We start from the raw sequence: 22,931 nt of genomic DNA on the forward strand, positions 1-22,931 counted from the left end.
GGGATCGGGCCTGCGCCAGATGTTGGCCAAGGGCAACTTCCGCGACTACGGGCTGATGATCGCCCTCGTGATCATCATGCTGTTCTTCGAATACACGACCGACGGCGTGCTGTTCCAGCCGCTGAACCTCACCAACCTGATCCTGCAGAACAGCTACGTCGTCGTCATGGCGCTCGGCATGCTGCTGATCATCGTGGCGGGCCACATCGACCTGTCGGTCGGCTCCATCGTCGGCTTCGTCGGCGCGCTGGCCGCCGTGTTGATGGTCAACTACCACGTCGACTATGTGTCGGCGACGCTCCTGTGCCTCGTCGTGGGCGGGCTGGTGGGCGCCAGCCAGGGCTATTTCGTCGCCTATTTCGGCATCCCGAGCTTCATCGTCACGCTGGCCGGCATGCTGGTCTTCCGCGGCCTGACGCTGTCGGTGCTGAACGGCGCCTCGGTCGGCCCCTTCCCGGACGTGTTCCAGCTGCTGGCCAAGGGCTTCTTCCCCAACTTCGCCGGTCCCTACACGTCGGTGATCGTCGCCTTCGCCATCTGCGCGGTCTTCGTCGCCACGAGCCTGCGCCGCCGCATGGTCCAGCAGTCGCACGGCGCCCTCACCGAGAGCTTGAACGGCTTCCTGCTGCGCAACGGCCTGCTGGCGCTGGTGTTGCTCGTCTTCGCCTACCAGATGGGCTCCTATCGCGGCCTGCCCAACGTCCTCATCATCATGACGGTGTTGATCCTGCTCTACCGCTTCGTCACCAACAAGACGACGATCGGCCGGCGGATCTACGCGCTCGGCGGCAACGTCAAGGCCGCCCGCCTGTCCGGAATCAAGACCGATCGCCTGACCTTCCTGACCTTCGCCAACATGGGCGTGCTGGCGGGCCTCGCCGGCATGATCTTCGCCGCCCGGCTCAACACCGCGACGCCCAAGGGCGGCCTCGGCTTCGAGCTCGACGTGATCGCGGCCTGCTTCATCGGCGGCGCCTCGGCCTCGGGCGGCGTCGGCAAGGTGACGGGCGTGGTCATCGGCGCCTTCATCATCGGCGTCATGAACAACGGCATGTCGATCCTGGGCATCGGCATCGACTATCAGCAGGTCATCAAGGGGCTGGTTCTGCTCGGCGCCGTCTGCCTCGACGTCTACAACAAGAAGGCGGCGGCCTGACGGTCGTGGCGAAGAGGCGATCGTCGTGCTGTCGCTGACGATCGCCGGGTTCCGAACACCCGCCCGTCAGGGGTGAGGGCAGAGCGCCGGCATCCCGGCCCGGCCCCCGCCCATCCCGGCGGGGGCCGGATCCGGCGTCAGTCCCGCCGGATCAGCCGCGCCGCGAAGAACCCGTCGAGACCGTCCAGCCGCGACGGCTCCAGCCGGGCCAGGTGGCACGGCAGCGTCCTGAGTTCACCCAGCGCCGTGACGCTGGCGGCGAGGCCGCCGATCTCGTCCGGCGTGATGGGGGAGCGGACGAGGTCGGGGTTGCGGCGCAGCACGGCGGCGATCTGCGCCTCCCCCTCTTCCGGCTCGATCGAGCAGGTGCAGTAGACGAGGCGCCCACCGGGCCGCAGCAGCGAGGCTGCCCGATCCAACATGCGTCCCTGGAGCGCCGACAGTGTGGTGATGTCGGAGGCGCGCTTGGTCCAGCCGACGTCGGGGTGCCGGCGCATGGTGCCGGTGGCGGTGCAGGGCGCGTCGAGCAATATGGCGTCGAAAGGCTGGGCCGAATAGGCCGTGACGTCGGCGACCTCGGTCTCGGCGGCGAGGCCGAGCCGTTCGAGGTTGGTGGAGAAGCGCTTCAGACGCTCGGCGGAGCGATCGACGGCCGTGACGGTGGCGCCCGTGATGCAGAGCTGCGCGGTCTTGCCGCCCGGCGCCGCGCAGAGGTCGGCGACCCGCTCCCCGGGTTCGGCGGCGAGAAGCCGGGCCGGCAGGGCAGCGGCGGCATCCTGCACCCACCAGGCCCCCTCGTCGTAGCCCGGCAGGTCGGGCACCGGTGTCGCGGCGCGCAGGCGGATCGAGCCCGTCGCCAAGAGGTCGCCGTCGAGGCGTTCGGCCCAGCCCGCCGGATCGGACTTCACCGTGATGTCGAGCGGCACCTCGGCCCGGTTGGCCTGCGCGATGGCGGCCGCGGTCTCGTCGCCGTAGGTGCGGCGCCAGCGTGTCGCCAGCCAGGTCGGCGTGTCGACGAAGGGATCGTCGCTCTCATGCTCGTCGCGCTGGCGGGCGACGTTGCGCGCCACGGCATTGGCCAGGGCCGCGAAGGCCTGGCTCGCCGGGTCGAGGCGCACGGCCTGCACGCAGGCATTGACGGCGGCGTGATCGGGGACGTCGAGGAACAGGATCTGGGCAGCCGTGACGACCAGGATCCACTCGAGCTGCCCGCTCTTCTTGGGCAGCCCCTTCTCGAGCAACCGCCCCAGGAATCGGCGCAGCGTCCCCAGCCGCCTCAGCGACACGACCACGATGGACCGGGCCAGGGCCTTGTCGCGGTCTTCGAGCGGGACGACGAAGCGCGGGTTCTGCACGGCGGCCGCCAGGGCCTCGTCGAGCCCCCGCGCGTTGGTGACGATGTCGCTCAGCGCCGCGGCGGCGGCGAGGCGCGGCGCCAGGCCCGGCGGCAGCTCGACCGGGGGAGCCGGAGACCTCATGCCGGGCTTGGACCGCAGGGCGCGCCCGGTCGGCGGGGACGGCGCCATGGATCAGGCGCTCCGGCCAGGGGAGGACAGGCGGGCGGCCAACGGGGCCGCGTTCGTCAGGGGCATGGAGGGCCTTCCAACCGTATCGCTTCGGCCGCATGGCCGAAGGGCCTTCGGCCACCTAGATAGGGAGTCCGGGGCAATAACTCGGATCGTGTAAATTGCCCGTCAAAGGTGGTGGAAGCGTGATGGCCGACGACTATCCTGTAACTTCGTCGTCCCGGGACGACGCCGCCGAAGCGCCGGATGCCGGCGCGGCCCCGAAGACAGCGGCGGCGGCCCGGGCGCTCGCCGAAGCTGAAGCGCGGCGCCTGGAGCGGCGGCGCGCCGAACAACCGCGTCCCCGGGAGATCGACGGACGGCAAGGACCCGAGCCGGTCCGCTACGGCGACTGGGAGAACAAGGGCATCGCGTCGGACTTCTGAATCGCGCCGCGTCCCGGCGCCCGAGGGTGCCGGGACTGGATGTGCGGCTCAAACGTCGCGGCTGCCCGGCGACAGGGTCTCGCCGGCCTTGCCCACGACGGTCTTGGCCTGGTCGCCCACGTCCTTGACGAAGCCGTGCAGGTTGTCCGAGGCCGAGTGGCGGACGTTGTCGACGGCCTCGCCCGCGACGGCGCGCAGACCGTCGAACTCGTGGCGGGCGGCGTCTGCCGCGGTGTCGCGCAGACGGTGGGCGGTGCTGCCCATCAGGCTGTCCTCGGTCTCGGTCATCGGCAGCGCCGCACCGATGGCGGCCCCGACGGCCAGGCCGATGGCTCCGAGGATGAGGGGCTGTTCCTCCAGCAGGTTGGACAGCTTGGACTTCACCTCGCGACGATCGTGCGGGAGATAGCGGGACAGGTTCTGCATGGCGTCACCGGCTTGCGAGGTTGTCGAGGAATAGGCGTCCGCCGCCTGCCGCTGCAGCGCGGCGCCGCCGGTTGCGAGGGTCGCGGCGGGGCGTCGGTCGTCGCCGGCCGCCCGGCCGGGCGCCGGCTGGAAGGTCGACGGGTTGCGCAGTTGCGGCGGGCGGGCGAGGGGCGGCGCGGACGGGATCGGCGCGATCGGCCGCGGCCCGACGCCCCGCATGGCGGCAGCATCCGAAGCCTTCGGCGCGTCCGAACTCTTGGTGAAGGCCCGAAGGATCAGGGCCGAGCCGGCCGCGATCAGCGCGGCCGGAATCGGATATTGCTTGGCCACGGCCAGGACGTTGTCGGCGACGGTGGAGGCGCCGACCCGCGCGTTGGAGACCACCTCCTCCATCACGTTCTCGGGCCGAAGGTTGTTGCGCAACTGCTCCAGGGTGGAGGCGAGGTGGGCGCGGGTGTCCTCCGCCTCGTGGGCGACCTCGCTGGACGATTGCCGACCGATGTCGCCGCTCATTTCACCTGCTCCTTCACGACGCCGGCATCCTTGCCGAGTTGGTCGATCGATTGTTTGGGCATGAGGTTGTCGGTCGAGAGGCGGTTCAGCGCCACGTAGAGCGCGATGGCCCCGATCACGGCGATGGCCCCGCCGACGACGAAATAGGCCAGCCAGTAGATCACGCCGAGGTAGATGACGAGCTGCACGAGGCCGAACAGGATGATGAACAGCCCGGCCAGCATCAGCACGGCCGCCACCAGCAGGACGATGACGGCCTTGATGGCGAGGGAGAGCTTCTCGGAGATCTCCGTGCGGACGAGGCGGATCTCCGTCTCGAACAGTGTCGTCATCTGCGACAGGGCGTCGGCGAAAAGGGACGGCGTCGACGGACGCCCCTGTGGTTCGACGGTCATGGGTCGGTCCCCTTTTCGCGCCGTCAGACCTGGTGGCCGCCGTAGACCGACGTGTCGTCGATCATCGGCGCGTCGCTCTTGAAGAAGCGGGCGAGCACGAAGCCCGCCAGCACGGCGCCGCCGAAGAAGGCCACGGGCTGCCGCCGGCCGAAATCCGCCACGGTGGCGAAGACGTCGCCGATGTCGCGCGAGCGCACGTCGTCGGCGATGCGGTCGACGTTGTCGGCGGCGCTGCGCACCAGGCGCGCCATGTGGGGATTGGTCTTGTCGAGATCCTCGGCGGCGGAATGGGCCGCCTTGGCGACGCCGGCGATCCGGTCGGCGCCCGCCGCCTTCTGCTGGTCGACGATCTCGTTCAGCCGTGCCCGGGCCTGCTCTGCGATGGAGGCGGCCGCGCCCTTGGCCTGGTCGGCCGCCTGGGCGGCCTGGTCGCGGAAGTTGGACGCCGTGTCGCCGGCCTCGGCGGACCCGCCCTGTCCGTAACGGTCCGACACGCTGTCGGCCGCGGATTTGGCGCTCGACGCCGCGTCGCGGCGGAGGCCCTGGAACCGGGCGTTCAGCTCGTCCTTGGCGCGGGCCGCGTGGGCGCCGAAGCCTTCGGTCGGATCGGTCTCGTATGGGTCAGCCATGGCATCCTCCAGCCAACGGGGGCCGGGGACGCATCCCGCGCCGGCTCCACCCCCATGTCGGCGAGCCAACGTGGCGAAAGAGGGCGCGGTTCCGCCGCATTTCCAGGGGCTTCGGAAAAGCCCCCCGCGGCCGTCAGGGCATCATCACCACGGGGGTGCCGACCGACACGCGGTCGAACAGGTCGACGATGTCCCGGTTGTACATGCGGATGCAGCCGAAGGAGGCGGCGGTGCCGATCGTGGTCGGGCGGTTGGTGCCGTGGATGGCATATTCGCCGCCCGTGAGGGTGAGGGCCCGCATGCCCATCGGGTTGCGCGACGATCCGCCGGGAATGTAGTCGGGGAGCCAGGGCTCGGCGCGCTTCACCTCGGCCGGGGGAGCCCAGGCGGGGTTGCGGTACTTGCCGTCGATCGACACCGTGCCGCGCCACTGCTTGCCGGACTTGCCGACCGCCACCGGGTAGGAGATGGGCGAGCCGTCCTCGGTCACGAGGTAGAGGCGGCGCTGCGATTGGCTGATCACCACGGTGCCGGGCGCGTAGCCGGTCGGGCCCTCGTAGCCGGCGGCGCGGGCCGGTGACACGGCGCCGTAGAGCACCGCCAGGGCCGCGACGACGATGCTGCAGGCGAGCAGCAGGTGGGTGACGACGGGCCCGCGGCGGCCCTGGAGCCGGCTGTCGAACCCGGCGCGACGGGTGAATTCCATGGTGACACGCTCCCTCGCCGGTCCCGTCCGGCCGTCGGGGCAAACTGGCGCCCCGGGCCTGAACGGTGGGTTACGGATCCGGCCGGGCGCCGCCCCATGCACCGGAAGGGTGAACGGTTAAGCGCGCCCCCGGATCCCGCGCGGCGCCACGATGGGACGCCCGCTCCGCATCGTCGGCGCGTCGGACCGACGCTCGGCCCCTGCGCTCAGCGCCGGTTGGCCACGAGGTCGTCGACCACGGAAGGGTCGGCCAGCGTCGAGGTGTCGCCCAGCGCCCCGAGTTCGTTCTCGGCGATCTTGCGCAGGATGCGGCGCATGATCTTGCCCGAGCGCGTCTTCGGCAGGCCGGGCGCGAACTGGATCACGTCCGGAGACGCGATGGGCCCGATCTCCTGGCGGACATGGGCGACGAGCTGCTTGCGGAGCCCTTCCGTCGGCTCCACCCCCGCCATCAGCGTGACATAGGCGTAGATGCCCTGCCCCTTCACGTCATGGGGGTAGCCCACCACGGCGGCCTCCGACACGGTGTCGTGGGCCACGAGGGCGCTTTCCACCTCGGCGGTACCCATCCGGTGGCCCGACACGTTGATGACGTCGTCGACCCGGCCGGTGATCCAGTGATAGCCGTCGGCGTCGCGCCGGCAGCCGTCGCCGGTGAAATACTTGCCGGGGTAGGCGGAGAAGTAGGTCTCCTCGAACCGCTTGTGGTCGCCGTAGACGGTGCGCATCTGGCCCGGCCAGCTGTCGGCGATGACGAGGTTGCCCTCGCAGGCCCCCTCCAGCACCTTGGCCTCGGCGTCGACGATCTCGGGCCGCACGCCGAAGAAGGGCCGCGTGGCGGAGCCGGGCTTCAGCCGGGTGGCGCCCGGCAGCGGCGAGATGAGGATGCCGCCGGTCTCGGTCTGCCACCAGGTGTCGACGATCGGGCAGCGCCCTTCGCCGACGACGCGGTGGTACCATTCCCAGGCCTCGGGGTTGATGGGCTCGCCCACCGAGCCGAGCAGGCGCAGGCTCGCCCGGCTGGTGCGCCGCACCGGCTCGTCCCCCGCCCCCATCAGGGCGCGGATGGCGGTGGGCGCCGTGTAGAGGATCGTCACCTTGTGCTTGTCGACCACCTCCCACAGGCGCGACACGCTGGGGTAGTTGGGCACGCCCTCGAACATCAGCGTGGTGGCGCCGTTGGCGAGCGGCCCGTAGACGATGTAGCTGTGGCCCGTCACCCAGCCGACGTCCGCCGTGCACCAGTAGACGTCGTCGTCGTGCAGGTCGAAGACGTATTGGTGGGTCATGGCCGCGTAGACCAGGTAGCCGGCGGTGGTGTGCAGCACGCCCTTGGGCTGGCCGGTGGAGCCCGACGTGTAGAGGATGAAGAGCGGCGCCTCGGCCTCCATCTCCTCGGCCGGGCAGTCGGCACCGACCTCGGCGGCGAGGTCGTGGTAGTAGGCGTCGCGGCCCGCCACCATGGCGACGTCAGCGCCGGTGCGCTTCACCACGACGACGCGCTCGACGGTGCCGGCCTTCTCGATCGCGGCGTCGACGTTCTTCTTCAGCGGCACGATGCGGCCGCCGCGCAGCGCTTCGTCCGCCGTGACGACGACGCGCGAGTCGCAGCCCGTGATGCGCCCCGCCAGAGCGTCGGGCGAGAAGCCGCCGAAGACCACGGAATGCATGGCGCCGATCCTGGCGCAGGCCAGCATGGCGAAGGCGGCCTCGGGGATCATCGGCATGTAGATGGTGACGCGGTCGCCCTTGGCGACGCCCTGCGCCTTCAGCACGTTGGCGAAGCGGCACACCTCGGCGTGGAGTTCGCGGTAGGTGATGCGGCGCGAATCCTTGGGGTCGTCGCCCTCCCACAGGATCGCGACCTTGTCGCCGCGTTCGGCGAGGTGCCGGTCGATGCAGTTCAGCGACACGTTGGTGGTGCCGTCCTGGAACCAGGCGATGGAGACGGCGCCGGGCGCGAAGGACGTGTCCTTGACGCGGGTGAAGGGCTTGATCCAATCGATCCGCATGCCGTGTTCGCCCCAGAACCCCGTCGGGTCCTTCAGCGAACGGGCATACATCTCGTCGTAGCGATGCGACCCGATCAGCGCACGTTTCTTGAAGGTCTCCGGCACATCGTGAATGTGCACGCTCTGAGACATGACGCTCCCTCCGACCCGCTTGCCGTCCCGACGGGCCTCTTCGGGCCGTCTCGGGAAAGCTTACAAAGTGAGACGGGCCGTCACAAGGGCGGGCGAGCGGACGGAGGGGGCGGGCGGACCGCGCCCGGTCGCCGCCCCGCCCCACACGCGAGGGTTGCGACGCTCAGGAACAATCCTTGGCGACGCGGTCGAGCGCCTGGCCGAGCCCGTTGAGCGAATACGAATCCACCGCGACCGCCCCCTTGCTGCTCGGCGCCTTCACGAGGAGACGGCCGTGCTTCTTCATCACGCCGATCATCTGGCCTTCCTGCGCGGAATCCTTCATCCAGGCATTCTGCCCCTTGGTGACGAGGTCGAAGTTGGTGGTGCCGACCTCGGCGCGGGCGTCGCCGCTGCCCTCCTTGAGCGGCAGGCCCATGATGACCGACACTTCGTTGCGCACGTGCTCGCCGGGGCGGGTCGAGATGAAGATGTAGCCTTGGTCGCGCTTGAGCGAGGCCGGCGTGCGCTCCTTGGGCTGGGCCAGCGCGTAGCAGATCTTGCTCTTCGGGCCCTGGGCCTCGTAGGTGCCCCAGTCCCCATAGGAGGCGACGAGTGTCGGCTTGGCGGACAGCGCGTCCTTCTTGGCTTCGGCCGGCTTGTCGTCCGCCTTGGCGGCCTGGGCGGCGGCCGGCTTCCGGTGGTGGCTGGCCGCCGCGGCGGGCGATGCGGCGGCGAGGCAGAGGGCACCCGACACCGACAGGGCGAGGCCCAGGACGGAGGCGCCCGCGACGGTCGAGCGGCCCTGTTCCTTCAACACACGGATCATGGAAGTTACCCCTTCGCGGTCGGCCACGTCCGGGCCCCAGGTCAGATATGGCGCGCCCGCCCCCGTGGCCGGCGCCTCCGGGCGGCATGTCGCAGCGGTCGTCTGTCCGGGACACCCGTCACGCCTGGACCCTAGCGCGTGATGCGTAAAGATTTACCTTCCCTCTCTTGGGCACCGGTCGCGGCGAAATTCGGGTGAGGTGTTGCTTTTTCGCGCCGCCGGTCGCGGCACGGTCGGGCGGCCTCGACAGGTGCGGCCCGGCAGGGCAGCATCGCCGTGGCCGGCACCCTCGGCGCCGGCCGGGCGACACCGGTCGCGGCACGGCTCCTGCAGGCCGGCCCCGACCCCGCGGAGCGAGCGCATTGGACCTGAACGGCATCGACGAGGTTGTGGAGCGCCCGAACCGCGGCGACATGGCGGGCTGGCGCCCGGGAGATGCGTGGCTCGGCGGCGGCACCTGGCTGTTCTCGGAGCCGCAGCCCCGGGTGACGCGCCTCCTCGACGTCACGGGTTTCGGCTGGGCACCCATCACGGCGACGGAGGCCGGGGTGACGCTGGCCGCGACATGCCGCATCGCCGAGCTCGAACGCTTCGTCGCCCCGCCCGACTGGGGCGCCGCCGCGCTGGTGTCGCGGTGCTGCCGGGCGCTGCTCGGCTCCTTCAAGGTGTGGAACGGCGCCACCGTGGGCGGCAACATCTGCCTCGCCCTGCCGGCCGGCCCGATGACGGCGCTGGCGGCGGCCCTCGACGGCACGGGCCTGGTCTGGTCCGCCACGGGGGAACGGGCGCTGCCCATCGTCGACCTCGTCACCGGCCCCGGCGAGACGGCGCTGCGACCCGGCGACCTCCTGCGCTCGATCCACCTTCCGGCGGCGGCCCTGCGCCGAAGGGCGGCGTTCCGGCAGATTTCCCTCACTCCGCAGGGGCGTTCGGGCGCGCTGCTGATCGGCACGCGCGACGCGGACGGCACGCTCCGCCTCACCGTCACGGGCGCGACCGTCCGGCCGCTCGTCTTCGCCTATGCGGCGCCACCGGCGCCCGGCGCCGTTCTCGGCGACCTCGCAGCCCTGCCCGACGCCCTCGTCTTCGACGACGTGCACGGCCGCCGCGCCTGGCGCCGCGTCGTCATGGCACATCTCGCGGGCGAGATCCTCGACGAACTGGATGCGCCATGAGCTTCACCGTCAACGGCACCGCATCCGCCGAGGAGCCCCGGCCCGGCCAATGCCTGCGCACCTTCCTGCGCGGCCTCGGATGGTTCGGCGTCAAGAAGGGCTGCGACGCCGGCGATTGCGGCGCCTGCACGGTGTGGCTCGACGGGGAGCCGGTGCACTCGTGCATCACGCCCGCCTTCCGCGCGCGCGGCCGCAGCGTCACGACCGTGGAAGGGTTGGCGCAGGGCGGCGCGCTGCATCCCGTGCAGCAGGCCTTCCTCGATGCCCAGGGGTTCCAGTGCGGCTTCTGCACGGCCGGCATGATCATGACGGCGGCGGCGCTGGACGGGGACCAGCGCCGCGACCTGCCGGCCGCCCTCAAGGGCAACCTGTGCCGCTGCACGGGCTACCGGGCCGTGGCGGACGCGATCGACGGCACCGTCCACGCCGACGGGGCGCGCAACCTCGGCGCCCCGGCCGGCCCCGCCGTGGTGACGGGCGCGGCCCGCTTCACCGCCGATGTGCCGCCCGAAGGCGTGCTCGCCGGCCTGCTCCACGCCAAGCTGCTGCGCTCGCCCCACGCCCATGCGCGGATCGTCTCGATCGACAGCGGGGCCGCCCTCGCCGTGCCGGGCGTGGTGGCGGTGCTGACCCACGCCGATGCGCCCGAGGTCCTGTTCTCGACCGGCCGCCACGAGCTCGACACGGACGACCCCTTCGACACCCGGGTGTTCGATCCCGTGGTGCGCTTCCGCGGCCAGCGCGTGGCGCTCGTCGTGGCCGACAGCGAAGCCGCGGCCGAGGCGGGCTGCCGCGCCCTCGCCGTCGCCTACGAGGTGCTGCCCGCCGTCTTCGACCCCGAAGCCGCCATGGCGCCCGGCGCGCCCCGGCTCCACGCCGACAAGCCCGGGGACGCCGGCATCCACGACCCCCTCCGCAACGTCGTGGCGGAGTTCCATTCCGAGATCGGCGACACGGCGGCCGGCTTCGCGGCGGCCGACGCCGTGCACGAGGCCACCTACCGGGCGCAGCGCGTGCAGCACGCCCATCTCGAGACGCATTGCGCCATCGCCTGGCTCGACCCGGATGGGCGCCTCACCGTTCGGACCAGCACGCAGGTGCCGTTCCTCACGCGGCGCGCCCTGGCGCAGGTGCTGGGGCTCGCGCCCGAGCGCGTCCGGGTGCTGTGCGGGCGCGTCGGCGGCGGCTTCGGCGGCAAGCAGGAGATGCTGGTCGAGGACGTGGTGGCGCTCGCGGCCCTGCGCACCGGCCGGCCCGTGAAGCTCGAACTGACGCGCGAGGAGCAGTTCACCGCGACCACGACCCGGCATCCCATGGCGGTCGCCGTGAAGCTCGGCGCGCGGCGGGACGGGCGGCTGACCGCCGTCGCGCTCCGGGCCGTGTCCAACACCGGGGCCTACGGCAACCACGCCGGGGGCGTGCTGCACCACGGCTGCGGCGAATCCATCGCCGTCTACAACATCCCGGCCAAGAAGGTCGACGGCTACGCCGTCTACACCAACACGGTGCCGGCCGGGGCCTTCCGGGGCTACGGCCTCAGCCAGCTCATCTTCGCGGTGGAATCCGCCATCGACGAACTCGCCCGCCGCCTCGGGATCGACCCGGTCGCGATGCGGCGCCTCAACGCCATCCGGCCCGGCGACCCGATGGTCGGCACCTCGACCGACCAGGGCGACGTCGCCTACGGGTCCTACGGGCTCGACCAGTGCCTCGACCTCGTCGAGGGAGCGCTCGAACGCGGCCCCGCCCTGGCGCCGCCGCCCGGGAACTGGGCGACGGGCCGCGGCGTGGCGCTGTCCATGATCCACACGATCCCGCCGCGCGGCCATTTCGCCGATGCCCGCATCGCGCTGCGGCCCGACGGAGGCTTCGCCCTCACGGTCGGCACGGCCGAGTTCGGCAACGGCTCGACGACGACCCACGTGCAGATCGCGGCCGGCGTCCTCGGGGCCGCGCCGGCCGACATCGCCGTGCACCAGTCCGACACGGACGGGGGCGGGCACGACACCGGCGCCTACGGCTCGACCGGTCTGGTCGTGGCGGGCCGGGCCGTCGAACGCGCCGCCGAAGCGCTGCGCGGGCGGATCCTCGCCGCGGCGGCGGCGCGCCTGGGCGGAAACCCGGAAGCCTGGCGGCTCGCGCCCGGCCTCGCCACGGACGGCACGCACCGGCTGCCCCTGGCGGAAGTGGCGGCGGCGGAACCCGCCCTGGAGGGCCATGGGCGCTTCGACGGCACGCCGCGCTCGATCGCCTTCAACGTCCAGGGGTTCCGGGTGGCGGTGCACCGCGTCACGGGCGCGATCCGCATCCTGCAGAGCGTCCAAGCGGCCGATGCCGGCCATGTGGTCAACCCCATGCAGTGCCGCGGCCAGGTCGAGGGTGGCGTCGCCCAGGCGATCGGGGCGGCGCTCTACGAGCACCTCGACATCGACGCCGAGGGACGGGTGACGACGCCGGTCTTCCGTGCCTACCACATCCCGGCCTTCGCCGACGTGCCGGTGACGGAGGTGCTGTTCGCCCAGACGCATGACGCGCTGGGGCCGCTCGGCGCCAAATCCATGAGCGAGAGCCCGTTCAACCCGGTGGCGCCCGCCCTCGCCAATGCCGTGCGGGACGCGACCGGCGTGCGCTTCGCCGAGCTGCCGCTGGCGGCGGACCGGATCCATGCCGCGGTCGCGGCTGCCGCCGGCCGGTGAGGCCGGCCGGCGGCAGCGCCCTACCCCATGTTCTCCTTCACCTTCTCGACCAGGCCCTTGAGCGAGAAGGGCTTGGCCAGGAAGTCGTAGACGGCGCCTTCGGGCAGGTTGCGGCGGAAGGCGTCGTCGGCATAGCCCGACACGAAGATGACCTTGATGTCGATGCCGCGCTTGCGCAGCTCGCCGAACATCGTCGGCCCATCCATCTCGGGCATCACCACGTCGGACACGATGAGGTCGATGCTCTGGTCGGGTTCGAGCACGATCTCCAGCGCTTCCGCGCCCGAGGACGCCTCGATCACGGTGTAGCCGCGCGACGTCAGCGCCCGCGCCCCGAAGGCCCGCACGGCGTCCTCGTCCTCGACGAGCAGGATGGTGCCCCGGCCGGTGAGGTCGCTGGAGACGGCCTTGACGGGCTCCTTCCTGGCCGGCTCCTCCACCGGCGCGGGCCGGTGCCGCGGCAGGAAGATGCGGAAGGCCGTGCCGCGGCCCATCACCGAATCGCAGAAGATGAAGCCGCCGGTCTGCTTGATGATGCCGTAGACCATGGATAGGCCGAGGCCGGTGCCCTTGCCGACCTCCTTGGTGGTGAAGAAGGGCTCGAAGATCTTGGGCAGCACGTCGGGCGGGATGCCCGATCCTGAATCCTCGATCTCGATCAGCACGTAGTCGGCCGGCGTCAGGGTCTTCTCGCCGAAGGCCGCCACTTCGGGCTCGGGCACGTTGCGGGTCCGCACCGTGATGCGGCCACCCTCCGGCATGGCATCGCGGCTGTTGACGACGAGGTTGATCACCACCTGTTCGAGCTGGTTCACGTCGGCGCGCACCAGCCACAGGTCGCGGCCATGCACGACGTCGATCTCGATCTTCTCGCCGACGAGGCGGCGCATCATGTTCTGCAGCTCGGCCACGACGTCGCCGAGCTGCAGATCCACGGGCTGCAGCGTTTGCCGCCGCGAGAAGGCCAGGAGCTGGCGCACGAGGCCCGCCGCCCGGTTGGCGTTCTGCCGGATCTGCATGATGTCCTGGAAGGACGGATCCGTCGGCCGGTGGTTCGACAGCAGCAGGTCCGAATAGCCGATGATGGCGGTGAGGACGTTGTTGAAGTCGTGGGCGACGCCGCCGGCGAGCTGGCCGACGGCCTGCATCTTCTGCGCCTGGGCGAAGCTTTCCTGCAGGGTGCGCTGCTCGGTCGTGTCGAGGGCGAAGATGTCCACCGTCGACCCTTCGCCGCCCCGCGCCTCGTTGCCCGACACGAAGAGCCGCACGGAGCGGTCCGTCGTGCCGCCGAGGGTGGCGTCGATCGCCGGGATGTCGCCCCGGCCTTCGGAGGCCGCCGCCACCGCGGCCCGCAGCGCCGCCTGGTCGGCGTCGGACACGCCCGCATAGACCGAGCGGGCCCGGTCGCCGCCGCGGAGCGCGTCGCCGAAGAGCCGCACGAAGGCGGCGTTGGAGCGCAGGATGGCGCCCGAGCCGTCGAGGGAGGCGATGGCCATCGGCGTCGAGTTGAAGAAGCGGGCGAACCGCACCTCTGCGGCGCGCAGGTCCTCGGCGGGCTCCTCGCCGGGCGCCCGGCTGATCACCAGCGTGCGGGACGGGCCCGGCATGCGGTCCTCGGCGAAGGCGATGCGGTGCAGCAGGCGCACCGGCAGGCTCTGGCCGCCGCGGCGCCTGAGGTCGACGTCGAACTGCTCGGTCTTGACCTCGCTCGGCGCGCCCGGCACGGCCGACAGCATGGCGGCGCCGTCCCCCGCCATGATGTCGCCGAGCGTCAGCCCGCCCGAGCCGACCTGGGCGAGGTCGTAGTCGAGCCATTCGGCCAGCGTGGCGTTCAGGTAGGACAGACGTCCGTCCGGGTCGGCCGAGAAGAAACCCGCCGGCGCATGGTCGAGGAAGTCGATGGCGTGCTGGAGTTCCTGGAACACGTTCTCGTGGCGTTCCCGCTCGCGCGTGACGTCGGCGACGCTCCACAGCACGGCGCGCTTGCGGCCGGTGCGGTCGAGCGGACGGACCTTGACGCGGTACCAGCCCACGGCCGTCACGCCGTCGAGCGCCGGGGACAGGCGGATCTCCTCGGCGGCGGTGCGGTGGTCGCGGGCGGCCTGGGCCAGCCGGTAGACGGCTTCCGAGATCTCGGCCGGGCCGGAGAAGAGCCGCTCCACGGGCCGGATCTGCGTGGCGTCCGAGGCCCCCGACATGCCGAGATAGGTTTCGTTGGCATAGAGGACGCGCGCGTCCCCCTCGGTGACCAGCAGGCCCTCGCCGCTCGAATCGGCGATGAGCTTGGTGAGGTCGTTGCGGGCCGCCTGCCCGGCGAACTGCAGCACCCCGACGGCATAGAAGAACAGCGAGCTGAGGCCCACGATGGCCAGCAGGGCCAGGAGGCCGAGCGTGAAGCGGCCGGCCTGCTCCTGGGGCAGGACCGAATAGGAGCCGGCAGCCGCCACCAGCAGCACGGCGATGACCAGCACCAGCAGCGGGCTGCCGGCACGCTCGGTCCGGTCGACGGCCGAAAGGGGCGTGTCGGTCATGCCCGACCCTGAAGCTGGCCCGGATCGACGCCCGGGATGCCGCCCACGGGCCGGCGACGCGGCGCGGCAAAGCCGCGCCCCGAATCGCGGCACGCTGACAAGACCGGCCGAATCCCGCTATGGGCATGCCTGGGCGGCACCGCCCCGCCAGGCCCGGCCGTCTCGGAGGAGACCCGGGCGCCCGGCGAAGCGGTCCTGCCGCCCGGAACCTGTCGCGCCTTGCCGGAGGCGCCGGGGGCCATCGCACCCGGGCTGGACCTCACCCCGTTAACCATTGATTAACCTTATTGAAGCGCACCTCGCACCTCGTGCTACAGTTCAGCACTTGAGTGGGGCCTGTGTCGAGAGGCGAACGGTAGCATGCAGTCTTTGACCAGTTTTTACGAGGAGAACAAGCTGCTGGCCGGGTTCGCGGCGGCGGCGGCGGCCATCCTCGTCCTTGCCGTGGTCTTTCTGCTTCGCCGGCTGCTGTTCGGCCGCGGACTTCGCACCGCCACCAACGGCCGCGCGCGGCAGCCCCGGCTGGGCATCGTGGACGCCTACGAGCTCGACCGGCAGCGGCAGCTCGTGCTGGTGCGGCGGGACAACGTCGAGCATCTCATCATGATCGGCGGACCCACCGACGTGGTGATCGAATCGGCCATCGTCAGGAACCAGGCCGCCGCGTCCCCGCGCGACAAGGACCCGGCCGGGCCTTTGGTCGGCAATGTGACGGCCCCGTCGGCCCTCGCCGCCACGGCCGGCCCACCCTCGCTTCCGGCAGGCAACCAGCCGGCCGCTCTGCCGCCCGTCGCGGCCCGCACCGAGCCCGTCATGTCGGCGCGCAACGAGCCCAGCCCGCCGGCCCGCGCCGAACAGGCGGGACCGGTGCGGACCGAGCCGTCGCTGGGTGCGGCGACGCCCATGCCCTCGCCGGTGGTGGAGCGCGCGCCGGCCGACCGCGCGCCGCAGCGGCCGCTTGCGGTACCGGACCCCGCCGCGCCGCCCACGCCGGCGTCGCAGAACCCGGGCGACGTGTCGCCGGCCCGCCCCGCCCCACCCCGTCCCGCGAGCCTGCCGCCGCGGCCGGCCACGCCGGCTCCGGGTGCCAGCCAGGCTGCCGGACCGGGCGCGGGCCAGGGTCCGAGCCAAGGTCCGAATCAGGGTGCGAATCAGGGCGCCGGCTCCACGCCGGAGCGGGTGGCCCGCCCGCCCCTGCCCCCGCGTCCCGCCGTGCAGCGGCCCCCGCTTCCGCCCCGTCCCAGCCTGGCGGCCAGCCTGCCGCCGCGCCCGCCCCGGCCCCTGCCGGCCCGGACCGACGCCGGTCGACCCGAACAGCCCAGGGTGGAGGGGGCAAGAGTGGACGCGGCAAGAGTGGACGCGCCACGCGTCGATGCCGTCAGGGTCGATGGGCCCCGGGTCGACGCGCCGCGGGCCGACGCGCCGCGGGCCGATGGCATGAGGGTCGAGGCGCCGCGGGTCGACGGGCCCAGGATCGACACGCCGGCCGCGACTGTTCCGCGGCCGCTCGAGCCCGCCCAGGTCCGAGCAGAGCCAGCCCAGGTTCGTGCGGAACCGGCCCCGAAGAGCCTCGAGACGCTGGAGTCGCTCGAGGAGGAGATGGCCAAGCTGCTCGGGCGCCCGGCGCCGCGCCGCGAGGGCTGAGCCGTCCGGGGCGCGGCGCCGGGCCCGGCGCCGTCAGTCGCGGGCCGTCCGGCCCTCCGTCAGCGCCTGCCAGCGGCGCACCAGACCGAAGGCACGGTTGAGACCCCGTGTCATGGGGCGTTCGACGTACCGGTAGGTGGCGAAGGCCAGGGCGATGGCGCCGAAGAAGCAGGCGGCGCCATAGAGCGGTGCCGGGACGTCGGCCACGGTGATGAACCGCCCGACGACCGCCGCGAGGGCGACGAAATACGCGTAGTGGACGAGGTAGAGCGCGTAGGACGCGTCGCCGAGCGCCTCGAAGGCGTGCCGCAGCGGACCGGCGCGGCGTGGTCGATACAGGGCCGCCGCCGCGACGACGGCCAGCGCCGGCGGCCCCCAGACGAAGCCCCGGTAGGGCAGCCAGTCATCCACGGATCCGATGGTGAGCGCGAAGGTGGCGAAGCCGGCCAGGGCCAGCAGAAGCGCCGGTGCGGCGCCGATCCGTATCCCCCTGCCATAGGCTTCCGCCAGGGCGAGGCCGAGGATGAACTCGACGATGTTGGTGTTGGCCCAGCGGTCGATCGGCCAGGGCAGCGACAGCACGAGCCCCGACGTCACCAGAAGGGCGAAGCCGGCTACCAGGGCCCACAGCGCCACCCCGCGCCGCAACGGCAGGACGGCTGTGAAGCAGGCGTAGAAGAACATCTCGAAGTTGAGCGTCCAACCCTGGGCGTAGAGCGGGAAGTCGCCGCCGTCGCCATGCGGGTAGAACAGGAACGCGTAGGACGCCGCGAACCACCGCGCCGTCTCTGCCGTCACGCCGTTCCGGCCGGCGCCGATCAGCGTCACCGCCACGAAGACGGTGGTGACGAGCCAGTAGAGCGGGACCAGCCGCACGGCCCGGCGGGCGAGGAACAGGCCTGGGGCTCCCGGCCGGCCGAAGGCCGCCGCCGTGGAATGCACCATGATGAAGCCCGAGATGACGAAGAAGATGTCGACCCCGGCCGAACCCGCCCCGACGTCGGGGAAGGAGCCGGGAAAGCCACGATCCCCGAACTCGTTGCCGATATGGTAGATCAGCACCATCACGGCGGCGATGCCGCGCAGGATCTGGATGTTCGACAGGTGGCGCGGGGGGGCGGCCACGCCGTCCGTCCCCTCCGCTCGGGCGCCGCCGGCCGGCCCGGACCGGGCTGGCGACGGGCCGGTCAAAACGTCGGCATGCCGGCCGGTAGGGGGACGTCGCCGCGATCGCCGCCGGGCACCACGGGCGGAATGCCCCAGCCGGGCGGGTCGACGACGTCGGAACCCGGGCGCGACGACCCACCCTGGGGGTCGACCGCATCGTCGCCGCCTGCGGGAGGGAAGGACGGGACGGCGCCCGGCACGGCCGGGTCGGCGGGATCGTTCGGGTCGTCCTTCGGCTTCGGCTTGTAGTCGGGGGGGAGGTCGGTCGGCATCGAAGGCTCCTCGATCGGTGAGTCTGACCTGGGACAACGTGCCGGGCCGGCTCCGGTGCCACGCCGGTTCGTCAACGTGCGGGCGAGACCGTGCCGCGCGGCTTCGACCCCCGCAGGTCGAGGTGCAGGTCTCCGCCCCTCAAGAGGCCGAGGGCCTGGTCCGACAGCGCCCGGCACGGGGCCGACAGCAGGTGTCGCTTGGATAGAATGCAGGCGAGGTCGTGGTCCTTGGCGGTCAGGGCCTTGGGACAAAGGCGCACCCCTTCGGCCAGGCACTGCATGGCCGACAGCCGGAGCTGCGGCGGGATGGCGATGGGAGGGCGCGCCGCCGCGGGCGAGGCCCCGAGCATTCCGAGCAGAAGCGTCGCCGGCAACCGCACCGGCGTGCGGGACCAGAACCGCCTGGCGCGAACCGCCACATGGAGAGCCGGGGTGGCGCGAGCGGCCATCCGGATCAGTCCTTGAGCTTCGCGGGCCGCCGGTGCTCCGGCATGATCTCCCGCAGGTGGCCGTGAACGAGCTCCGCGCTGAAAGGCTTGGCGATGAAGCACACGCCGTCCGGCAGGTCTCCGGGTCCGGGCCGGCGGCGGCCCGACGCGATGACGACCGTGATGCCCGGCCACCGTGCCGCGACCTCGCGGGCCAGCCCGAAGCCGTCCCGCGTGCCCGGCATATCGACGTCGGAGAACAGCAGCGCGATGGTGGCGTGGTGCCGGCCGAGGACCGACAGGGCGCTGTCGACGTCCTCGGCGTCGAGCGTCAGGAACCCCGCATCCTCCAGCATGGCCACGACATCCATGCGCAACATGGCGTCGTCGTCCACGACGAGGGCGGTCAGGGGTGAAGCGTCGTGGACATCGGTCATGCACCAGGAATGCGCGTTGAAGGCGGAAGTTGCGCGCGACTTATCCTAGATCAATGCGGGTGCAGCGGCACCGGCACGGGACGGCGACACCGCGCGTTGCCGTGCAGGCACGTCGGGTCCTGTCGTCGTGGCGCAGGTTCGGTCGACGCCCCTGCGCACGGCCGGGCATGAGATCTGGCGCGTGCCGGCCGCGGCATCACGGATGCTCGGGAGCCCTCGACGCGGAGGCCGACCCCCCGGTCGTCGTGCGACACTCGCGCGCCGACCGCACGGGTCCGGAAACCAATCGGCCCCGAAGCGCCTTCTCGAAGACGCGGCCGTTCGATGCGCCGGCGGCCGCTGCGGGGGCGTTGGCGGTGCCGCAGCGGCCGCCGCGCCCTCCTCGGCGGGGGGCCGTCCGGGAAGCCCGGCCCCGCGGTGGCGGCAGGGGGATTTGCATCGGAACCATGCCAGGCGAAGCCCCGACCTTTCCACCGATCATCAGGCGGGTCCGTTCCACGGGAACGGCCGAACTCCTGAGACGGCAGTCCGTGCTGGCCGGGTTCGGCGAACTGGCGCTGCGGTCCGAAAGTCTCGACGAGATCCTCACGGAAGCCTGCCGCCTCGTCGGCCAAGCGCTCGGCACCGACCTCGCGGAGGTCCTGGAACTGCAGGCGGATGGCCGGGACGTGCTGGTCAGGGCCGGGGTGGGCTGGAAGCCGGGCGTCGTCGGCCACGCGCGCGTCTCCCTCGCCGAAAACACGTCAGAGGCCCATGCCCTCATGACCGGCAAGCCCACGATCTCGCCGGACATCGATGCCGAGACGCGGTTCCGATACCCCGCTTTCCTCGTCGAACACGGGGTCAAGGCCGTCGTGTACGTCACCATCATCGGCGGCAAGGGCAAGCCGCCCTTCGGCCTGCTCCAGGTCGGCAGCCGGGCCAAGCGACGCTTCACCGACGACGACACGCTGTTCCTGAGGAGCTGTGCCAACCTCATCGCGGCCGCGGCCGAACGCCTCGACACGATCGTCGACCTGCGCGACGCCCAGGTGCACCTGCGCAAGGGCATGGACCAGCGGGAGGTGGCGCTCGACACGGGGCTGATCGGCTTCTTCGAATGGGACGTCGGACGCGCCGCCCTCAAGGGGGATTGGCGTTTCGCCGCCTTCTTCGGTCTCGATCCCGAGGCCGTCGCCCGCGGCCTGCCGTTGAGCGACTACCTCGACTGCCTCCATCCGGCCGACCGTGCCGGCGTCAGGGTGGTCGATGCCGACGGGCTGGCGCGCGCCCAGGACTACGTCCGCCAGGTCCGCCTCGCCCTCGCCGGGGGTGAGATCCGGTGGCTGCTGGTGCGGGGTCGCGCCGGCACGCTCGCGGACGGCAGGCCCCTCAACATCATCGGCACGGCGGTCGACATCTCGGCCAGCAAGGTGGCGGACCTCCGGCTGCGGCAGAGCCAGGAGCGCTTCCGCGGCTTCGCCGAACACTCGTCCGACACCTTGTGGATCAGCGACGCCGAGGGCCGGTCGCTCGACTACCTGTCCCCGGCCTTCACCCGGATGTTCGGGGAGTCCCGCGATGCCGTGCTGTCCGACCTGGCGCGCTGGCGCGCCCTCGCCCATCCGGACGATCGCGGTGCCGTCCGGCGCAGTGCCGCCCGGGTGATGGCGGGCGAAGCCGCCGCCGTCGAACACTACCGCGTGATCCGGCCCGTCGACGGCGCCCTGCGCTGGATCAGGGACACCGCCTTCGCGATCCGCGACGAGGACGGGGCGCGTCTCCATGTCGCCGGCGTGGCCCAGGACATCACCGACATCGCCCAGGCCCAGGCCGAGCTGGCCGGCAGCGAGCACCGGTTCCGCACGCTGGTCGAGAACGTGCCCCTCTTCGTGTGGCGGGCCGGGCGCGACGGCTGGACCTGGTGCTCCCCGCAATGGCAGGACTACACCGGTCAGACGCCCGAACAGTCCCGCACCTGGGGCTGGATGGCGGCAGTCCACCCGGAAGATCGTGCCGGCGTGCGCGACGCCTTCCTGGCCACGGATCCGACCGGCGGGCTCGCCTGCGAACACCGCATCCGGCGCGCATCGGACGGCGTCTATCGCTGGCACCAGGCACGGTGCGTCCCGGTGCTGGGGGCGGCGGAGCCGGAAGGCCGGGGCGGCGCCGTCCTGGAATGGCTCGGCACCACGACCGACATCGACGACCTGAAACGCCTGCAGGGCCAGCAACAGGTGCTGCTGGCCGAACTGCAGCACCGCACCCGCAATCTCCTGGCGGTGGTGCGCAGCATCGCCAACCGCAGCTTCAGCGCGCTTCCGGGGCGCCGGGAGTTCGACACGCGCCTCGCCGCCATCGGCCGCGTCCAGGGCTTCCTCAGCCGCAAGCGAGGCTGGTCGGTCTCCATCGAGGAACTGATCCGGGCGGAACTCGACGCCCACGTCGAAGGCGACCTCGGGCGGGTGTCGCTCGACGGCCCCAGGCTGGACCTGCCCGGCACCATCGTGCAGCCCTTGGCGCTCGCCCTGCACGAACTCTTCACCAACGCCGTCAAATACGGCGCCTTCGTGCATCCGGAGGGGCGGCTGTCGGTGACCTGGGCCATCGCGCAGGGCTCCGGCGAGAACCGCGTGGTGCTGGACTGGCGGGAGTGGGGCGTCGCCATCGCGGAGCAGCCGCTGCGCCAGGGCTACGGTCGCGAGCTGATCGAACGGGCCCTGCCCTACCAGCTCCGGGCCGAGACACGCCTCACCTTCACGCCCGACGGCGTCCATTGCACGCTGGCGGTGCCCATCGCCGCCGAAGACGCGGAGGCGCGCTGATGACCTGCACCGACGCGACCGTGCTGGCCGGCCGCCGCATCCTGGTGGTCGAGGACGAATATTTCATCGCCCAGGACCTGCAGATGCTGCTGCAGGAGATCGGGGCCGAACCGGTGGGGCCGGTGCCGACGCTGCAGCAGGCGCTGGACCTCGCCGGCCGCACCCCGGCGCTCGACGGGGCCATCCTCGACGTCAACCTCGGCGGCGAGATGGTGTGGCCCTTGGTCGACCTGCTGCGCGAGCGCGGCATCCGCATCGTGCTGGCGACGGGCTACAGCGACCTCGTCATCCCCAGCCCCTATGCCGACCTGCCCCGCTGCGAGAAGCCCACGAAGTCGCGCGACCTGCTGCGCCACCTCGGCAGCTGAGCGCCGGAACAGGGATGCACGGCGCGGGCTTGTAGGGCAGGGTCGGCGACGACCGCCCCAGGCCGGGGAGCCCGGCCCGCGCGCCGTCGCCCCCTTCAACGACGCCACCCTCCTGCCGGACCCATCATGACCGAGGCCAAGCCAGACGCCAGGACCCACCTGCCCGATGCCGAGCCCTTGCGGGTCGCGGCGCTCGATCCCGAAGGGCTGGCCATCCTGTCGGCCCATCTCCAGGACGCCGACGTGCGGGTCGGCGACATGGCCTTCCTCCCCGAAGCCAAGCGCTTCGTCCTCGCCGTCGCCCGCTTCGACTGGTTCGCCGCCGCCCGCGGGCGTTGCGAGCGCTGCGGCACGGGCCTTCACTTCGAGCGCGTGATGCGCGTGCGCCGGGCCGGCTTCGAGCAGGATCCCGATGCCGTGCTCACGCTTCTCGCCATCTCGTTCATGCCCACCGAATCCCCGGCCGGCACCGTGATGCTGCACTTTTCGGACGACGGCGCAGTGCGGCTCGACGTCGAGTGCCTCGAAGCGGTGCTGTCCGACATCGGCCCGCGCTGGCGCTGCGGCAACCCGCCGGACCGCGACGGCGTACCCGGGAAGGCACAGGAGGCCTGATCCGGGCCGTCGGCGGCCTATTGCCGGGTTTTTGTTGCATATCGGCAACGATGCGGGAGTCGGTTT

General features: G+C 72.0%; 20 protein-coding genes. 8 read left to right on the forward strand and 12 right to left on the reverse strand.

The genetic code is table 11. The features are described from left to right. Window positions 1-19: 19 nt before the first annotated feature. Entirely contained in the window at window positions 20-1,156 is a 1,137-nt protein-coding gene (gene mmsB / locus D3272_RS02350; RefSeq protein ID WP_129217878.1) for a multiple monosaccharide ABC transporter permease, read from the forward strand. Between the two features lie 137 nt (window positions 1,157-1,293). Here mmsB and D3272_RS02355 read toward each other — a convergent pair whose 3' ends face one another. Beyond that, a complete protein-coding gene (locus tag D3272_RS02355; RefSeq protein ID WP_129217489.1) occupies window positions 1,294-2,682 on the reverse strand; it encodes an RsmB/NOP family class I SAM-dependent RNA methyltransferase in 1,389 nt (462 codons plus the stop codon). A 188-nt stretch (window positions 2,683-2,870) separates the two neighbouring features. On the opposite strand from D3272_RS02355, the gene D3272_RS02360 reads away from it, so the two are divergent. After that, the gene (locus tag D3272_RS02360) at window positions 2,871-3,107 is read left to right on the forward strand and encodes a DUF1674 domain-containing protein (protein WP_129217490.1); all 237 of its coding nucleotides are present in this window, start codon (window positions 2,871-2,873) and stop codon (window positions 3,105-3,107) included. 48 nt (window positions 3,108-3,155) lie between these two features. Here D3272_RS02360 and D3272_RS02365 read toward each other — a convergent pair whose 3' ends face one another. The 6 genes from D3272_RS02365 to D3272_RS02390 form a co-directional block, all read right to left on the reverse strand. Continuing rightward, complete coding sequence (locus D3272_RS02365; protein WP_129217491.1) at window positions 3,156-4,046, reverse strand: DUF3618 domain-containing protein; 891 nt, start codon at window positions 4,044-4,046, stop codon at window positions 3,156-3,158. Then, a complete protein-coding gene (locus D3272_RS02370; protein WP_129217492.1) occupies window positions 4,043-4,441 on the reverse strand; it encodes a phage holin family protein in 399 nt (132 codons plus the stop codon). The genes D3272_RS02365 and D3272_RS02370 overlap by 4 nt, the downstream gene beginning before the upstream one ends. 23 nt (window positions 4,442-4,464) lie before the next feature. Then, on the reverse strand, window positions 4,465-5,070 hold the full coding sequence (locus D3272_RS02375) for a hypothetical protein (protein WP_129217493.1): 606 nt from the start codon (window positions 5,068-5,070) through the stop codon (window positions 4,465-4,467). 133 nt (window positions 5,071-5,203) lie between these two features. Continuing rightward, window positions 5,204-5,776 carry a L,D-transpeptidase family protein gene (locus D3272_RS02380; protein ID WP_129217494.1) on the reverse strand — a complete coding sequence of 191 codons (573 nt, stop codon included), beginning with the start codon at window positions 5,774-5,776 and terminating at the stop codon, window positions 5,204-5,206. 206 nt (window positions 5,777-5,982) lie between these two features. Beyond that, window positions 5,983-7,920 (reverse strand): acetate--CoA ligase, encoded by a 1,938-nt coding sequence (gene acs, locus D3272_RS02385; protein ID WP_129217495.1) that lies wholly within the window; start codon window positions 7,918-7,920, stop codon window positions 5,983-5,985. A gap of 163 nt (window positions 7,921-8,083) precedes the next feature. After that, window positions 8,084-8,728: an invasion associated locus B family protein gene (locus D3272_RS02390; protein ID WP_129217496.1), complete on the reverse strand. Its 645-nt coding sequence runs from the start codon at window positions 8,726-8,728 to the stop codon at window positions 8,084-8,086. Between the two features lie 362 nt (window positions 8,729-9,090). On the opposite strand from D3272_RS02390, the gene D3272_RS02395 reads away from it, so the two are divergent. Further along, a complete protein-coding gene (locus D3272_RS02395) occupies window positions 9,091-9,903 on the forward strand; it encodes an FAD binding domain-containing protein (RefSeq protein ID WP_129217497.1) in 813 nt (270 codons plus the stop codon). Continuing rightward, window positions 9,900-12,599, forward strand: coding sequence for a molybdopterin-dependent oxidoreductase (locus tag D3272_RS02400; RefSeq protein WP_129217498.1), 2,700 nt, complete (start codon window positions 9,900-9,902; stop codon window positions 12,597-12,599). Before D3272_RS02395 ends, D3272_RS02400 begins: the two co-directional genes overlap by 4 nt. A gap of 20 nt (window positions 12,600-12,619) precedes the next feature. On the opposite strand, the gene cckA is transcribed toward D3272_RS02400, so the two are convergent. Beyond that, window positions 12,620-15,130: a cell cycle histidine kinase CckA gene (gene cckA / locus D3272_RS02405; RefSeq protein WP_129217499.1), complete on the reverse strand. Its 2,511-nt coding sequence runs from the start codon at window positions 15,128-15,130 to the stop codon at window positions 12,620-12,622. Between the two features lie 360 nt (window positions 15,131-15,490). Between cckA and D3272_RS27820 the strand changes: the two genes are divergently transcribed. Next, the gene (locus D3272_RS27820) at window positions 15,491-16,774 is read left to right on the forward strand and encodes a flagellar biosynthetic protein FliO (RefSeq protein ID WP_245496343.1); all 1,284 of its coding nucleotides are present in this window, start codon (window positions 15,491-15,493) and stop codon (window positions 16,772-16,774) included. Between the two features lie 33 nt (window positions 16,775-16,807). On the opposite strand, the gene D3272_RS02415 is transcribed toward D3272_RS27820, so the two are convergent. The 4 genes from D3272_RS02415 to D3272_RS02430 form a co-directional block, all read right to left on the reverse strand. Beyond that, on the reverse strand, window positions 16,808-17,899 hold the full coding sequence (locus D3272_RS02415) for an acyltransferase family protein (RefSeq protein ID WP_129217500.1): 1,092 nt from the start codon (window positions 17,897-17,899) through the stop codon (window positions 16,808-16,810). A 62-nt stretch (window positions 17,900-17,961) separates the two neighbouring features. Continuing rightward, complete coding sequence (locus D3272_RS02420; RefSeq protein ID WP_129217501.1) at window positions 17,962-18,213, reverse strand: hypothetical protein; 252 nt, start codon at window positions 18,211-18,213, stop codon at window positions 17,962-17,964. Between the two features lie 71 nt (window positions 18,214-18,284). Beyond that, window positions 18,285-18,662 (reverse strand): hypothetical protein, encoded by a 378-nt coding sequence (locus D3272_RS02425; RefSeq protein WP_129217502.1) that lies wholly within the window; start codon window positions 18,660-18,662, stop codon window positions 18,285-18,287. 5 nt (window positions 18,663-18,667) lie between these two features. Beyond that, window positions 18,668-19,078, reverse strand: coding sequence for a response regulator (locus D3272_RS02430; RefSeq protein ID WP_129217503.1), 411 nt, complete (start codon window positions 19,076-19,078; stop codon window positions 18,668-18,670). A gap of 530 nt (window positions 19,079-19,608) precedes the next feature. On the opposite strand from D3272_RS02430, the gene D3272_RS02435 reads away from it, so the two are divergent. The 3 genes from D3272_RS02435 (at window position 19,609) to D3272_RS02445 (ending at window position 22,865) form a co-directional block, all read left to right on the forward strand. Further along, the gene (locus D3272_RS02435) at window positions 19,609-21,882 is read left to right on the forward strand and encodes a PAS domain-containing protein (RefSeq protein ID WP_165361184.1); all 2,274 of its coding nucleotides are present in this window, start codon (window positions 19,609-19,611) and stop codon (window positions 21,880-21,882) included. Further along, window positions 21,882-22,250 (forward strand): response regulator, encoded by a 369-nt coding sequence (locus D3272_RS02440; RefSeq protein WP_129217505.1) that lies wholly within the window; start codon window positions 21,882-21,884, stop codon window positions 22,248-22,250. The genes D3272_RS02435 and D3272_RS02440 overlap by 1 nt, the downstream gene beginning before the upstream one ends. A 126-nt stretch (window positions 22,251-22,376) precedes the next feature. Further along, complete coding sequence (locus D3272_RS02445; RefSeq protein WP_207210110.1) at window positions 22,377-22,865, forward strand: DUF2948 family protein; 489 nt, start codon at window positions 22,377-22,379, stop codon at window positions 22,863-22,865. Window positions 22,866-22,931 lie beyond the last annotated feature (66 nt).

Source organism: Lichenibacterium ramalinae, assembly GCF_004137085.1.
In the GTDB taxonomy this organism is placed as follows: Bacteria; Pseudomonadota; Alphaproteobacteria; order Rhizobiales; family Beijerinckiaceae; genus Lichenihabitans; species Lichenihabitans ramalinae.